This is a genomic window from Pseudomonas sp. 3296 (genome assembly GCF_031456615.1).
In the GTDB taxonomy this organism is placed as follows: domain Bacteria; phylum Pseudomonadota; class Gammaproteobacteria; order Pseudomonadales; family Pseudomonadaceae; genus Aquipseudomonas; species Aquipseudomonas mucoides.
In genome coordinates this window covers 254862-269313 of sequence record NZ_JAVDUY010000004.1, presented here as the reverse complement: position 1 = coordinate 269313, position 14452 = coordinate 254862, and the positions used below count along the sequence as shown (strand labels likewise).

Here is a 14452-nt window from a genome sequence, read left to right as displayed (position 1 = left end):
TTCGTGGTTAACTTTGGCCTTTCCGAGATTCTTTACCACAACGTTCAGAAGGACTCCGTTCATGGCTCAAGTCACTCTCAAAGGCAACCCGGTTCAAGTCAACGGCCAACTGCCCCAAGCCGGTTCCAAGGCACCAGCCTTTTCCCTGGTTGCCGGCAATCTGTCCGACGTGACCCTGGCGAGCTTCGCCGGCAAGCGCAAAGTGCTGAACATCTTCCCAAGCGTCGACACCCCGACCTGCGCGACTTCGGTTCGCAAGTTCAACGCCCAGGCCAACGATGTCGCCAATACCGTTGTTCTGTGCATCTCCGCTGACCTGCCGTTCGCCCAGGCCCGCTTCTGCGGCGCCGAAGGCCTGGAAAACGTACAGAACCTGTCGACCCTGCGCGGTGCCGAGTTCATCGAGAACTACGGTGTTGCCATCGCAGACGGCCCGCTCAAAGGCCTGACCGCCCGTGCGGTCGTGGTTCTGGATGAGAACGACAACGTGCTTCACAGCGAGTTGGTCAAGGAAATCGCTGAAGAACCGAACTACGAAGCAGCACTTTCCGTTCTGAAGTAAGCGGCGTCATTACAATTGTTAACGGCCTGGCCCTGTCCAGGCCGTTTTCATTTGTGCTTCAGTGCCTTAGACAAATCTCCTGTTACGTAAGCCGAAGGTAAATTGCCGGTAAAGCCGCTTTGCTTAATAGCTGCCAGTGCTTATCGTTCAGCCTCATGTAAAAGAAGCCCACGCGCCCAATGGTTGATTATTCAATGCAATCCTCCGCTTCCCGTAGTCCTCGTCGCTGGCTGTTCGGCCTGCTTGTCCTGTTGGTCATTGCTGGCGTGTGCTGGAAATTCTGGCCCACCGGTGCTGCACAAAAGGAGGGCGCAGGGCAGAAAGCCGTGGCCGGTCATACCGGCAGGTCCGGAGGGATGCGTCCAGGGTTCGGCGGGGCGACTGGCCCGGTGCCCGTGCGCGTGGCGCCTGCGGTCAAGGGTGACTTCCCGCTGTATTACAAGGCGCTGGGCACCGTGACTGCGCTGAACACCATCAACGTGCGCAGCCGTGTGGGCGGCGAGTTGACCAAGGTGGCGTTCGAGGAAGGGCAAATGGTCAAGGCTGGCGATCTGCTCGCTGAAATTGACCCCCGTCCGTACCAGAACGCCTTGCTCCAGGCCGAAGGCACGTTGCTGCAGAACCAGGCGCAACTGAAAAACGCCCAGGTCGATGTCGAGCGATATCGCGGGCTGTTCAAGGAAGACAGTATCGCCAAGCAGACCCTGGACACTGCCGAAGCTTTGGTCGGTCAGTACCTGGGCACCGTCAAGACCAATCAGGCGGCGGTCAACGACGCCAAGCTCAATCTCGAATTCACCAGGATCCGCGCGCCGATTACCGGGCGTGTCGGTTTGCGTCAGCTTGATGTTGGCAACCTGGTCGCCGCCAACGACACCACGGCGCTGGCGATCATCACCCAGACCCAACCGATCAGCGTCGCCTTCACCCTGCCGGAAAACAGCCTTGACGTGGTATTGGCCCGCTATCGCACCGGCGCCAAGCTGCCCGCCGAAGCCTGGGACCGCAGCGACACCAAACTGCAGGCCACCGGTGTCTTGCAGAGCCTGGACAACCAGATCGACACCACCACAGGCACCCTGAAATTCAAGGCGCGCTACGAGAACCGCGATCAGACCCTGTTCCCTAATCAGTTCGTCAACGTCCACTTGCTGGCCGACACCCTCAAGGGGGTGGTGCTCGCACCGTCGGCGGCGATTCAGTTCGGTACCAATGGCACCTTCGCCTATGCGCTGGACGGCGACAAGAAAGTCACGATCCGTCAGTTGAAAGTCGGCGCCAGCGATGGCACGAACACGGTGATCACCGAAGGCCTGGCGCCGGGGGATCGTGTGGTCCTGGAAGGCACCGATCGCTTGAAGGAAGGCAGCGAAGTCGAAGTGGTCAATAGCCCCGAGGACGTGCCTGCTACCCCGACCGGTCACCTGCAAGGCAAATCGGCGGCGGACGCCAATGAGCCGGCCGCTGCCGACAAGGCGAAAAAGGGCGGCGCATGAACATCTCGCGGCTGTTCATCCTTCGTCCGGTCGCCACGACCCTGAGCATGCTGGCTATTGTACTGGCCGGTTTGATTGCCTATCGGTTGCTGCCGGTGTCGGCATTGCCCCAGGTCGATTACCCGACGATCCGCGTGATGACGCTTTATCCCGGCGCCAGCCCGGATGTCATGACCAGCGCAGTCACTGCGCCACTGGAGCGTCAGTTCGGGCAAATGCCCGGCCTGACCCAGATGGCGTCGACCAGTTCGGGCGGCGCCTCGGTGCTGACCTTGCGGTTCAGCCTCGACATCAACATGGATGTTGCCGAACAGCAGGTGCAAGCCGCGATCAACGCCGCGACCAATTTGCTGCCCAAGGACCTGCCGGCACCGCCGGTGTACAACAAGGTCAACCCGGCGGACACCCCGGTGCTGACCCTGGCCATTACGTCCAAAACCATGTTGTTGCCCAAGCTCAATGACCTGGTCGACACGCGTATGGCGCAGAAAATCGCCCAGATCAGCGGTGTCGGCATGGTCAGCATCGCTGGCGGCCAGCGTCAGGCGGTGCGGATCAAGGTCAACCCCGAGGCCCTCGCGGCCAACGGTCTGAACCTGTCGGACGTACGTACGCTGATCGGCGCTTCCAACGTCAACCAGCCCAAGGGCAACTTCGACGGCCCGACCCGGGTGTCGATGCTCGATGCCAACGATCAACTGACGTCGCCCAAGGACTACGCCAACCTGATCCTGGCTTATGCGAACGGCGCGCCGTTGCGGCTCAAGGACGTGGCAGAAATCGTCGACGGCGCGGAAAACGAACGCCTGGCGGCATGGGCCAATGAAAACCAGGCTGTACTGCTGAACATTCAGCGCCAGCCGGGTGCCAACGTGATCGAGGTGGTCGACCGGATCAAGGCGTTACTGCCGAGCATCACTGACAACCTGCCGGCCGGTCTCGACGTCACGGTACTGACCGACCGCACCCAGACCATTCGTGCCTCGGTCAAAGACGTGCAGCACGAGTTGCTGATCGCCATTGCCTTGGTGGTGATGGTGACCTTCCTGTTTCTGCGCCGTGCCAGTGCGACGATCATTCCATCAATTGCCGTGCCGTTGTCGTTGATCGGTACGTTCGGCGTGATGTACCTCGCCGGGTTTTCGGTAAATAACCTCACCCTGATGGCCCTGACCATTGCCACCGGTTTTGTGGTGGACGATGCGATCGTCATGCTGGAGAACATTTCCAGGTTTATAGAAGAAGGGGACAGCCCCCTGAATGCCGCGCTCAAGGGCGCGAAGCAGATCGGCTTCACCCTGATTTCCCTGACCCTGTCGCTGATCGCGGTATTGATTCCGCTGCTGTTCATGGCCGACGTGGTAGGGCGCTTGTTCCGCGAGTTTGCGATCACACTGGCGGTAGCGATCCTGATTTCGCTGGTCGTGTCCCTGACCCTGACGCCGATGATGTGTGCGCGTTTGCTTAAGCGTGAACCGAAGGAAGAAGAGCAGGGGCGTTTCTACCGGGCCAGCGGCGCGGCGATTGACTGGATGATCGCGGCCTACGGGCGCAAATTGCAGTGGGTGCTCAAGCACCAGCCGCTGACATTGCTGGTGGCCATCGGCACGCTGGCGTTGACCGTGTTCCTCTACATGGTGGTGCCCAAGGGCTTCTTCCCGGTGCAGGACACCGGGGTGATCCAGGGCATTTCCGAGGCGCCGCAGTCCATTTCCTTCGCGGCGATGAGCGAACGTCAACAGGAACTGGCAAAGGTAGTCCTCGCCGATCCAGCGGTGGAAAGCCTGTCGTCCTACATCGGTGTCGACGGTGACAACTCGACGCTGAACAGCGGGCGCCTGCTTATCAATCTCAAGTCTCATGGCAACCGTGATCTGAGTGCCACCCAGGTGATTGCCCGCCTGCAACCGGAGCTGGACAAGCTGGTCGGCATCCGCCTGTTCATGCAGCCGGTGCAGGACCTGACCATCGAAGACCGTGTCAGCCGCACGCAATACCAGTTCAGCATGTCGTCCCCGGATTCGGAATTGCTCTCCCTGTGGAGCGGCCGTCTGGTCGATGCGTTGTCCCATCGGCCAGAATTGACCGATGTTGCCAGCGATTTGCAGGACAAGGGCCTGCAGGTCTATCTGGTGATTGACCGCGATGCCGCTTCACGGGTCGGGGTCTCGGTGTCGAACATTACCGATGCACTCTACGATGCTTTCGGTCAACGGCAGATTTCGACGATCTACACCCAGGCCAGCCAGTACCGCGTGGTTCTGCAATCGCAGTCCGGTGAGAAGATCGGTCCGGATGCGCTGAATCAGATTCACGTGAAAACCACGGACGGCGGGCAGGTTCGCCTGTCCAGCCTGGCGCATATCGAAGAGCGCCAGGCGCAACTGGCAATCACCCACATCGGCCAGTTCCCGGCGGTGATGATGTCGTTCAATCTGGCGCCGGGGGTGGCGCTGGGGCATGCGGTCGAGATCATTGATCAAGTGCAGAAAGACATCGGCATGCCGATTGGCGTGCAGACCCAGTTCCAGGGCGCGGCCGAGGCGTTCCAGGCGTCGCTGTCGAGCACCTTGCTGCTGATTCTGGCGGCGGTGGTGACCATGTACATCGTGCTCGGTGTGCTGTACGAGAGCTATATCCACCCGATCACCATTCTCTCAACCTTGCCGTCTGCGGCGGTCGGGGCCTTGCTGGCATTGATCCTGAGCGGCAATGACCTGGGCATGATCGCGATCATCGGCATTATTTTGCTGATCGGTATCGTGAAAAAGAACGCGATCATGATGATCGACTTCGCCCTCGATGCAGAGCGGAATCAGGGCATGGACCCGGAAACCGCGATCTATCAAGCCGCGTTGCTGCGCTTCCGGCCGATTCTGATGACCACGCTGGCGGCGTTGTTTGGTGCGGTGCCGCTGATGCTGGCCACCGGTTCCGGCGCGGAATTGCGTCAACCGCTGGGCTTGGTGATGGTCGGTGGGTTGCTGGTCAGCCAGGTACTGACCTTGTTCACCACGCCTGTCATCTATTTGTACTTCGACCGTCTCGGTCGGCGCTGGGGCCACAAGGCTGATACCGTGGAAGCGGTAGAGCAGCCATGAACCTCTCCGGACCGTTCATCAAGCGCCCGGTCGCGACGATGTTGCTGAGCCTGGCGATCATGCTGCTGGGCGGCGTGAGCTTCGGCCTGTTGCCGGTGTCGCCGTTGCCGCAGATGGATTTCCCGGTGATCGTGGTGCAGGCCAGCCTGCCCGGCGCGAGCCCGGAGGTCATGGCCTCGACCGTGGCCACGCCGCTGGAGCGCTCCTTCGGCGCCATCGCCGGGGTCAACACCATGAGCAGCCGCTCCAGCCAGGGCTCGACCCGGGTGATCCTGCAATTTGACCTCGACCGCGACATCAACGGTGCGGCGCGGGAAGTGCAAGCGGCGATCAACGCCTCGCGCAACCTGTTGCCGAGCGGGATGCGCAGCATGCCGACCTACAAGAAGGTCAACCCGTCCCAGGCGCCGATCATGGTGTTGTCGCTGACGTCGGATGTGCTGGAAAAGGGCCAGCTCTACGATTTGGCCTCGACCATCCTGTCCCAGAGCCTGTCGCAGGTGCAGGGCGTGGGCGAAGTGCAGATCGGCGGCAGTTCATTGCCGGCGGTGCGTATCGAGCTTGAACCGCAAGCCCTCAACCAGTACGGCGTGGCCCTCGATGATGTGCGCAACACCATTGCCAATGCCAACGTGCGTCGGCCCAAGGGCTCGGTCGAAGATGGCGAGCGGTTGTGGCAGGTCCAGGCCAACGATCAACTGGAAAAAGCCAAGGATTACGAGTCGCTGATCATCCATTACAACGGCGGTGCAGCCTTGCGCCTCAAGGATGTGGCGAAGGTCAGCGACGGCGTCGAGGACCGCTACAACAGCGGTTTCTTCAACGACGACGCGGCGGTGCTGCTGGTGATCAACCGCCAGGCGGGCGCCAACATCATCGAGACGGTCAATGAAATCAAGGCGCAGCTGCCGGCGTTGCAGGCGGTGCTGCCGGCCAGCGTCAAGCTGAACCTGGCGATGGACCGTTCGCCGGTGATCAAGGCGACCCTGCACGAAGCGGAAATGACCCTGCTGATCGCGGTGACACTGGTGATTCTGGTGGTGTTCCTGTTCCTCGGTAACTTCCGTGCCTCGCTGATCCCGACGCTGGCGGTGCCAGTGTCGCTGGTCGGCACCTTTGCGGTGATGTACCTCTACGGATTCTCGCTGAACAACCTGTCCCTGATGGCGCTGATCCTCGCCACCGGGCTGGTGGTCGACGATGCCATCGTGGTGCTGGAGAACATCTCCCGGCACATCGACGAAGGCGTGCCGCCGATGAAGGCCGCGTACCTCGGTGCTCAGGAAGTCGGGTTTACCTTGCTGTCGATGAACGTCTCGCTGGTAGCGGTGTTCCTGTCGATCCTGTTCATGGGCGGGATCATCGAGAGCCTGTTCCGCGAGTTTTCCATCACTCTGGCCGCGTCCATCGTGGTGTCGCTGGTGGTCTCGCTGACCCTGACGCCAATGCTCTGTGCCCGTTGGCTGAAGCCACACACGCCAGGCCAGGAAAACCGTTTGCAGCGCTGGAGCCAACGCGCCAACGAATGGATGGTCGGCAAATACGCCACCAGCCTCGACTGGGTATTGCGCCATCGCCGACTGACCTTGCTCAGTCTGTTCGTAACTATTGGCGTGAACATTGCGCTATATGTGGTTGTTCCAAAAACGTTTTTACCGCAGCAGGATACCGGGCAGCTGATTGGTTTCGTGCGGGGTGACGACGGCCTGTCGTTCAACGTTATGCAGCCGAAAATGGAAACCTTCCGCCGTGCCGTACTCAAGGACGACGCGGTGGAAAGCGTCGCGGGGTTCATCGGGGGCACGAACGGCACCAACAATGCCGTCATGATCGTGCGCCTCAAGCCGATCAAAGAGCGCAGCATTTCCGCGCAGAAAGTCATCGAGCGCCTGCGCAAGGAAATGCCCAAGGTTCCCGGCGCACAGCTGATGTTGATGGCGGACCAGGACCTGCAATTTGGCGGTGGCCGCGAACAAACCTCGTCGCAGTACTCCTACATCCTGCAAAGCGGTGATCTGGGGGCGTTGCGCGAGTGGTACCCGAAAGTCGTCACCGCGCTCAAGGCGTTGCCGGAATTGACGGCGATCGACGCTCGGGAAGGTCGCGGTGCGCGGCAGGTCACGCTGATCGTCGATCGCGATCAGGCCAAGCGCCTGGGTGTCGACATGAACATGGTCACGGCCGTACTGAACAACGCCTACAGCCAGCGGCAGATTTCGACGATTTACGACAGCCTCAACCAGTATCAGGTGGTGATGGAAGTCGACCCGAAATACGCCCAGGATCCGGTCACGCTCAAGCAAGTGCAGGTAATCACCGCCGATGGTGCGCGGATTCCTTTGTCCACCATCGCTCACTACGAAAACAGCCTGGAAGACGATCGGGTCAGTCACGAAGGTCAGTTTGCCTCCGAAAGCCTGTCGTTCGACATGGCCGAAGGCGTGACGGTCGAGCAGGGCGCCGCTGCCATCGAACGGGCGATTGCCAAAGTCGGTTTGCCTGAAGACGTGATCGCGAAAATGGCCGGTACCGCCGATGCGTTCGCCGCTACCCAGAAGAGCCAGCCTTGGATGATTCTCGGCGCACTGCTGGCGGTTTATCTGGTGTTGGGTGTGCTGTATGAAAGCTACATCCATCCGCTGACCATTCTGTCGACCTTGCCGTCGGCCGGGGTCGGCGCGTTGCTGTCGATCTATGCGCTGGGTGGCGAGTTCAGCCTGATCTCGTTGCTGGGGCTGTTTCTGCTGATCGGCGTGGTGAAGAAAAACGCCATTCTGATGATCGACCTCGCGCTGCAACTTGAACGCCATCAAGGCCTGGCACCGTTGGAGTCGATTCGCAGTGCGTGTCTGCAACGTTTGCGTCCGATCCTGATGACCACCCTGGCGGCGATCCTCGGCGCTGTGCCGTTGCTGCTGAGCCGGGCCGAAGGGGCGGAAATGCGCCAGCCACTGGGCTTGACGATTATTGGCGGGCTGATCTTCAGCCAGGTGTTGACCCTTTACACCACCCCGGTGGTTTACCTCTATCTCGACAAACTGCGCCATCGCTTCAATAAATGGCGTGGGGTCCGTACCGATGCTGCTCTGGAAACTCCGCTATGACTGACCGTTCGCTTATCAATCTGGCCGTCCCGCTGGCCGCCGTCCGAGGCTCGCGTCTGCTGAGTCTGGCGCTGTGCGTGGCGATGCTCAGCGCTTGTGCTGTCGGCCCGGACTATCAGCGCCCGCCAGCGGCGGCGCCGGTGCAATATAAGGAAGCGGCAGGCTGGCGTCAGGCCAGTCCGAGCGACTCCCTGGCGCGCGGTGCCTGGTGGGAGTTGTATGGCGATCAGCAGCTCAACGGCCTGATCGAGCAACTCAACCGTTCCAACCAGACAGTGGCCCAGTCCGAGGCCCAATACCGTCAGGCCCAGGCTTTGGTGCGCAGTGCGCGCGGGGCGTTTTTTCCGACGGTGGATTTGACCGTTGGCAAAAACCGCTCAAGCCAAGGCACCGGCAGCAGCAATTCGAGCCTGACCAGTTCCTCCAGCGGTATTCGTGACACCTATACCGCCCAGGCTGGAGTCAGTTGGGAAGCAGACGTGTGGGGCAAGCTGCGCCGAGGCCTTGAAGCCGACACCGCCAATGCCCAGGCAAGCTTTGCCGACCTGGCCGCGATGCGCTTGAGCCAGCAGTCCGAGCTGGTGCAGAACTACCTGCAATTGCGGGTGATCGACGAACAGAAACGCTTGCTGGAAGCCACGGTGGAGGCCTATCAGCGTTCGCTGACCATGACTGAAAACCAATACCGCGCTGGCGTTTCCGGCCGGGACGCGGTGGCGCAGGCGCAAACCCAGCTCAAAGGCACCCAGGCCGACATGGTTGACCTGATCTGGCAGCGTGCCCAGTTCGAGAACGCCATTGCCGTGTTGATCGGGCTGCCTCCCGCCGAGTTCAGCCTGGCAGAAACCACCAGCATCCCGACCTTGCCCGAAGTGCCGGTAGGATTGCCTTCGCAACTGCTGGAGCGCCGTCCGGACATTGCCTCCGCCGAGCGCTCGGTGATGGCCGCCAACGCCAACATCGGCGTTGCCAAGGCCGCGTATTACCCGGATTTCACCTTGAGTCTGAACGGCGGGTATAGCAGCAGCACCTATTCCAACTGGATCAGTGTGCCGAACCGCTTCTGGTCGGTCGGGCCGCAACTGGCAATGACCTTGTTTGATGGCGGCCAGCGTTCGGCAGAAGTCGATCGCAGTGAAGCGGCCTACGACGAAACGGTGGCCAAGTACCGCCAGACCGTGCTCGACGGCTTCCGCGAGGTGGAAAACTACCTGGTGCAGCTCAAGGTGCTGGAGCAGGAAGCCGGCGTGCGTCAGGAAGCACTGGAGGCCGCGCGTACCTCGTTGCGACTGACCCAGAATCAGTACAAGGCCGGTCTGATTGCTTATCTGGATGTGGTCGTGGTTCAAGCCACGGCGTTGAACAACGAACGCAGCGTGCTGGATCTTTTGCAGAGCCGGTTGATTGCCAGTGTGCAATTGATCGCTGCGCTGGGCGGCGGTTGGGACGGGGCGTTGCAGGTCAGCGAAAACAAATAACTCCGTAGCAGCCTCGCGCTGCTCGTCAGCTGCTACGGGGAACATATGCGTTGGAGGGCATCAAACAAGCGTTTCATCGGGTTGATGGCCAATTGCTCATTTTGTCAGTGCGTTCTTTTGCGCAATCAGTACAATCGCCCGCATTTGCCCCCCGAGTAAGGACGCTCTACGGCGGGCGCTCGCGAGAAGTCTCATGCTGATCGGTAGCTATTCACCCACCCTGGTTATCATTTCGCTCTGTGTGGCGATTCTTGCGTCCTATACCGCGCTCGACCTGACTGGGCGCATCGCCACGGCCAAAGGTCGGGCGGTGCATCTTTGGACGGCGGGCGGTGCCTTTGCCATGGGCATTGGCGTTTGGTCGATGCATTTCATCGGGATGCTCGCGTTCAATTTGCCGATTGACCTGGGCTACGACCTCACGATCACCGTCCTGTCGCTGCTGACCGCCATTCTCTCTTGCGGATTTGCCCTTTGGCTTGTCAGTCAGCCGAAGTTGCCAGCCTGGCAACTGGCGTTTGGCGCGCTGGCGATGGGCGCCGGGATCAGTGCGATGCACTACACCGGCATGGCTGCCATGCGCATGCAACCTGGCATCGATTACGATCCGACACTGTTTGGCACCTCGCTGCTGATCGCCGTTGCCGCGTCGGGCGCGGCACTCTGGATCGCTTTCCGTCTGCGCCAGTACACGCCTTACGTCGGCCTGATCCGCGCGGGCGCGGCGGTGATCATGGGCATCGCCATCGTCGGCATGCACTACACCGGCATGGCGGCAGCGCGTTTCCCGGACGGCAGTTTCTGTGGGGCGGCCGTCAGCGGCTTGAACGGCAAGGGCCTGGACAATCTGGTGCTGATCACCACGCTGGCGGTGCTGAGTATCGCCCTGCTGACATCGGTGCTGGATGCACGTCTGGAAGCGCGCACCGCTGACTTGGCGCGCTCGCTCACCGAAGCCAACCGCGAACTGACGCAACTGGCTTTGCACGACCCTCTGACCGGCTTGCCCAATCGCGTCTTGCTGGCCGATCGCATCGAACAGGCGATGTCGAAGGTAAAGGAGCAGGGCGGTTGTTTCGCATTGATGTTCATCGACCTCGACGGCTTCAAACCGGTCAATGACGCCTTTGGCCACCACATGGGCGATCAGTTGTTGCGCGAAGTCAGCCTGCGTTTGCGTGAAGATTTGCGCAGTCAGGACACGTTGGCGCGCATTGGCGGCGATGAGTTTGTGCTGCTGGTGCGGCTTGCCGAGCCCGATGATGCGCTGAGCCTGGCGGCGCGTCAGGTCGGTTTGATTGCTCGCGCGTTCCGGGTGGCTGAACATGACTTGCAGATTTCCGCCAGCGTCGGCATCGCGCTGTACCCGGGCAACGGACAGACTGCCCAAGACCTCCTGATGAACGCTGACGCCGCGATGTATCACGCCAAGGGTGCGGGGAAAAACGGCTACAGCTTTTTCGACGCCTCAATGAACAGCAATGCGCGCAAGCAGCTGCAATTGCTGCAGGATTTGCGCAATGCGCTGGAACAGAAACAGTTCAGCCTCTATTACCAGCCCAAATTCGACGCGATGGATGGTCGGCCAGTGGGCGCCGAAGCTCTGCTGCGTTGGGCGCATCCGACGCGCGGCATGATCCTGCCGGACACGTTTATCGACCTGGCGGAAAAAACCGGATTGATCATTCCGATCGGCGAGTGGGTGCTCAACGAAGCCTGCCGCCAGATGCGCGAATGGTATGTGCTGGGCTACACCGACTGGCGGATCGCGGTGAACCTCTCGGCGTTGCAGTTCTGCCATGCCGGGCTGGTTCAAAGCGTCGCCAGGGCCCTGAGCGCCCATCAGCTGCCGGCCAATAGCCTGACCCTGGAAATCACCGAAACTACCGCCATGAGCGACGCCGATGCGAGCATGACGGTGTTGCAGGAGCTCTCGGCCATGGGCGTCGACCTGTCCATTGATGACTTCGGGACGGGCTATTCGAGCCTGATGTACCTCAAGCGCCTGCCGGCCAATGAATTGAAGATCGACCGAGGTTTCGTCCGCGACCTCGAACACGACAGCGACGACGCGGCGATTGTCTCGGCGATCGTCGCACTCGGTCAGGCGCTGGGCTTGCGGATCGTTGCCGAAGGCGTCGAAACCGGCGTGCAGCAGGACTTCCTGACCAAGCTGGGATGTGATTCGTTGCAGGGCTATCTGCTGGGGCACCCGCTGCCGGCGGATCGCTTCATGGTCGACATCCTGCGCGCAGAACAGTTGACCACCGCCTGAACCCGCGCGGTCGGTCGGGGCGGGCAGTCGGCGGTGGGGAGGTGTTGGTCGTATCTGTTGATGTGAGCCCATGCAAAAGCCGGCAATGGCGGTTATTCTTGATCCCGACTGCTTACGTTGGATTGGGGGAACGCTTACATGGACAAAGTCATCGTCATCACCGGTGGCGGCCGCGGCATTGGTGCCGCCACCGCCTTGCTGGCCGCCGAGCAGGGCTATCGCATCTGTATCAACTACCAGTCTGACGAGTCCGCCGCGCAAAGTGTGCTGGAGCAAGTCCGCGCAATGGGCGCCCAGGCCATTGCGGTGCGCGCCGATGTCAGCATCGAAGATGAAGTGATCGCCATGTTCCGCCGCGTGGACACCGAACTGGGTCGGGTCACGGCACTGGTGAACAACGCCGGCACCGTCGGGCACAAGTCCCGGGTCGACGAAATGTCCGAGTTTCGCATTCTCAAAATTCTCAAGACCAACGTCCTGGCGCCGATCCTCTGCGCCAAACACGCGATCCTGCGCATGTCGCCCAAACATGGCGGGCAGGGGGGCAGCATCGTCAACGTGTCCTCAGTGGCCTCGCGTCTGGGCTCGCCCAATGAGTACGTGGATTACGCCGCGTCAAAAGGTGCGCTGGACAGCTTCACCATTGGCCTGTCCAAGGAAGTGGCGGGTGAGGGCATTCGCGTCAACGCTGTGCGGCCGGGGTTTATCTTCACCGACTTCCATGCGCTCAGCGGGGATCCGGACCGGGTCAGCAAGCTCGAGTCAGCGATTCCGATGGCTCGCGGTGGTAGACCGGATGAAGTGGCGGAGGCGATTGTGTGGTTGCTGTCGGATAAAGCTTCTTATGCGACCGGGACTTTTGTTGATCTTGGCGGTGGGCGTTAATCCGTAGCTTTTGCATTGCCTTTACTGGCCTCATCGCGAGCAAGCTCGCGATGGCGGCAGCCTGGACAACACAAACCCTCAGAACGACCGAACAATTCGCCCCAACGTCTCCATCGCCTTCTCCGAATCTTCGGTCCACGGACTGCCATAATTCAGCCGAATACAATTCCTGAACCGCTGTGTCGGCGAAAAGATCGGCCCCGGCGCGATGCTGATGCCTTGCGCCAAGGCCATCTGGAACAATTTCAGCGAATCCATCTGCGGCGGCAATTCCAGCCACAAGAAGTAGCCGCCGGCCGGCTGACTGACGCGGGTCTGTGCCGGGAAGTAACGGGCGATGGCGGCGAGCATGGCGCTTTGCTGTTCTTCCAGCGCATAACGCAATTTACGCAAATGCCGGTCGTAACCACCGTGTTGCAGGTAATCGGCGATGGCGGCCTGCGCCGGCATCGAGGCGCAGAGTGAGGTCATGAGTTTCAGACGTTCAATCTTCTGCGCAAAACGCCCGGCCGCGACCCAACCGATGCGGTAGCCGGGGGCCAGGCTTTTGGCGAACGAACCGCAGTGCATCACCCACCCTTCGGTATCAAACGCCTTGGCCGGTTTCGGCGCCTGTTGCCCGTAATACAGCTCGGCATAGACGTCGTCTTCGATCAGCGGCACTTGATGGCGGCGCAGCAATTCCACCAGTTCCTGCTTTTTCGCCTCGGGCATGGTCGCGCCCATCGGGTTCTGGAAACTGGTCATGCACCAGCAGACCTTGATCGGATGACGCTCCAGCGTCTGCGCCAGGACCCCAAGGTCGATGCCGTCCCGAGGATGCACCGGGATTTCCACGGCTTTGAGTTTCAGTCGTTCGAGTACTTGCAGGCAGGCGTAGAACGCGGGCGCTTCAATGGCCACCAGGTCGCCGGGTTCGGTGACTGCTTGCAGGCACAGGTTCAAGGCTTCGAGAGCGCCGTTGGTGATCAGCAGTTCTTCCATCGGCAGCATCAGCCCGCCGACCATGTAGCGCAGTGCGATTTGCCGACGCAATTGCGGGTTGCCCGGCGACATGTCGGTGACCACCATGCGCGGGTCCATCTCCCGGGAGGCGCTGGCCAGTGAGCGCGAAAGGCGCTGCAACGGGAACAGGGTCGGGCTTGGGAAGGCTGAACCGAACGGGACGGTGTTCGGGTCCTTGATCGAGTCCAGCACCGAGAACACCAGTTCACTGACGTCGACCTCGGTGGACTCGTTGACCTGGCTGCTGATCACCGGCTCCGAGAACGGGCTCGGTGCGTGGACGTTGACGAAGTAGCCGGAGCGCGGGCGTGCGCGGATCAGGCCTCGGCGTTCGAGCAGGTAGTAGGCCTGGAATACCGTGGACGGGCTCACGCCGTAGGTCTGGCTGGCGTAACGCACCGATGGCACGCGCTGGCCGGGGCCAAGGACGCCGGAGCGGATCAGTTCAGCGATATCGTCGGCGAATTTTTCGTAGCGTTTCATCGAGTGCCCGAGTTGGAGTGATTCATGTGGTGCACCGTTGTGGCGAGGGGGATTGCCCCCTCG

The 14452-nt window shown here is 61.0% G+C and carries 8 protein-coding genes; 7 read left to right on the top strand and 1 reads right to left on the bottom strand.

Annotation, left to right across the window (positions count from 1 at the left end):
• Positions 1–61 precede the first annotated feature (61 nt).
• The 7 genes from tpx (at position 62) to J2X66_RS12450 (ending at position 12901) form a co-directional block, all read left to right on the top strand.
• A complete protein-coding gene (gene tpx, locus J2X66_RS12480) occupies positions 62–562 on the top strand; it encodes a thiol peroxidase (RefSeq protein ID WP_027923449.1) in 501 nt (166 codons plus the stop codon).
• Positions 563–741: 179 nt separating this feature from the next.
• A complete protein-coding gene (locus tag J2X66_RS12475; protein WP_310264635.1) occupies positions 742–2058 on the top strand; it encodes an MdtA/MuxA family multidrug efflux RND transporter periplasmic adaptor subunit in 1317 nt (438 codons plus the stop codon).
• Complete coding sequence (locus J2X66_RS12470) at positions 2055–5159, top strand: MdtB/MuxB family multidrug efflux RND transporter permease subunit (protein WP_310264633.1); 3105 nt, start codon at positions 2055–2057, stop codon at positions 5157–5159. Before J2X66_RS12475 ends, J2X66_RS12470 begins: the two co-directional genes overlap by 4 nt.
• Positions 5156–8263, top strand: coding sequence for an efflux RND transporter permease subunit (locus J2X66_RS12465; RefSeq protein ID WP_310264630.1), 3108 nt, complete (start codon positions 5156–5158; stop codon positions 8261–8263). The genes J2X66_RS12470 and J2X66_RS12465 overlap by 4 nt, the downstream gene beginning before the upstream one ends.
• A complete protein-coding gene (locus tag J2X66_RS12460; protein WP_310264628.1) occupies positions 8260–9741 on the top strand; it encodes an efflux transporter outer membrane subunit in 1482 nt (493 codons plus the stop codon). The genes J2X66_RS12465 and J2X66_RS12460 overlap by 4 nt, the downstream gene beginning before the upstream one ends.
• A gap of 193 nt (positions 9742–9934) precedes the next feature.
• Positions 9935–12016, top strand: a complete 2082-nt coding sequence (locus J2X66_RS12455) for an EAL domain-containing protein (RefSeq protein ID WP_310264626.1) — start codon at positions 9935–9937, stop codon at positions 12014–12016.
• A gap of 138 nt (positions 12017–12154) precedes the next feature.
• Positions 12155–12901, top strand: a complete 747-nt coding sequence (locus J2X66_RS12450; protein ID WP_310264622.1) for an SDR family oxidoreductase — start codon at positions 12155–12157, stop codon at positions 12899–12901.
• A 78-nt stretch (positions 12902–12979) separates the two neighbouring features.
• Here the strand turns inward: J2X66_RS12450 and mapR are convergent, their stop codons facing one another.
• Positions 12980–14389, bottom strand: coding sequence for a GntR family transcriptional regulator MpaR (gene mapR / locus J2X66_RS12445; protein WP_310264620.1), 1410 nt, complete (start codon positions 14387–14389; stop codon positions 12980–12982).
• Positions 14390–14452: the final 63 nt, after the last annotated feature.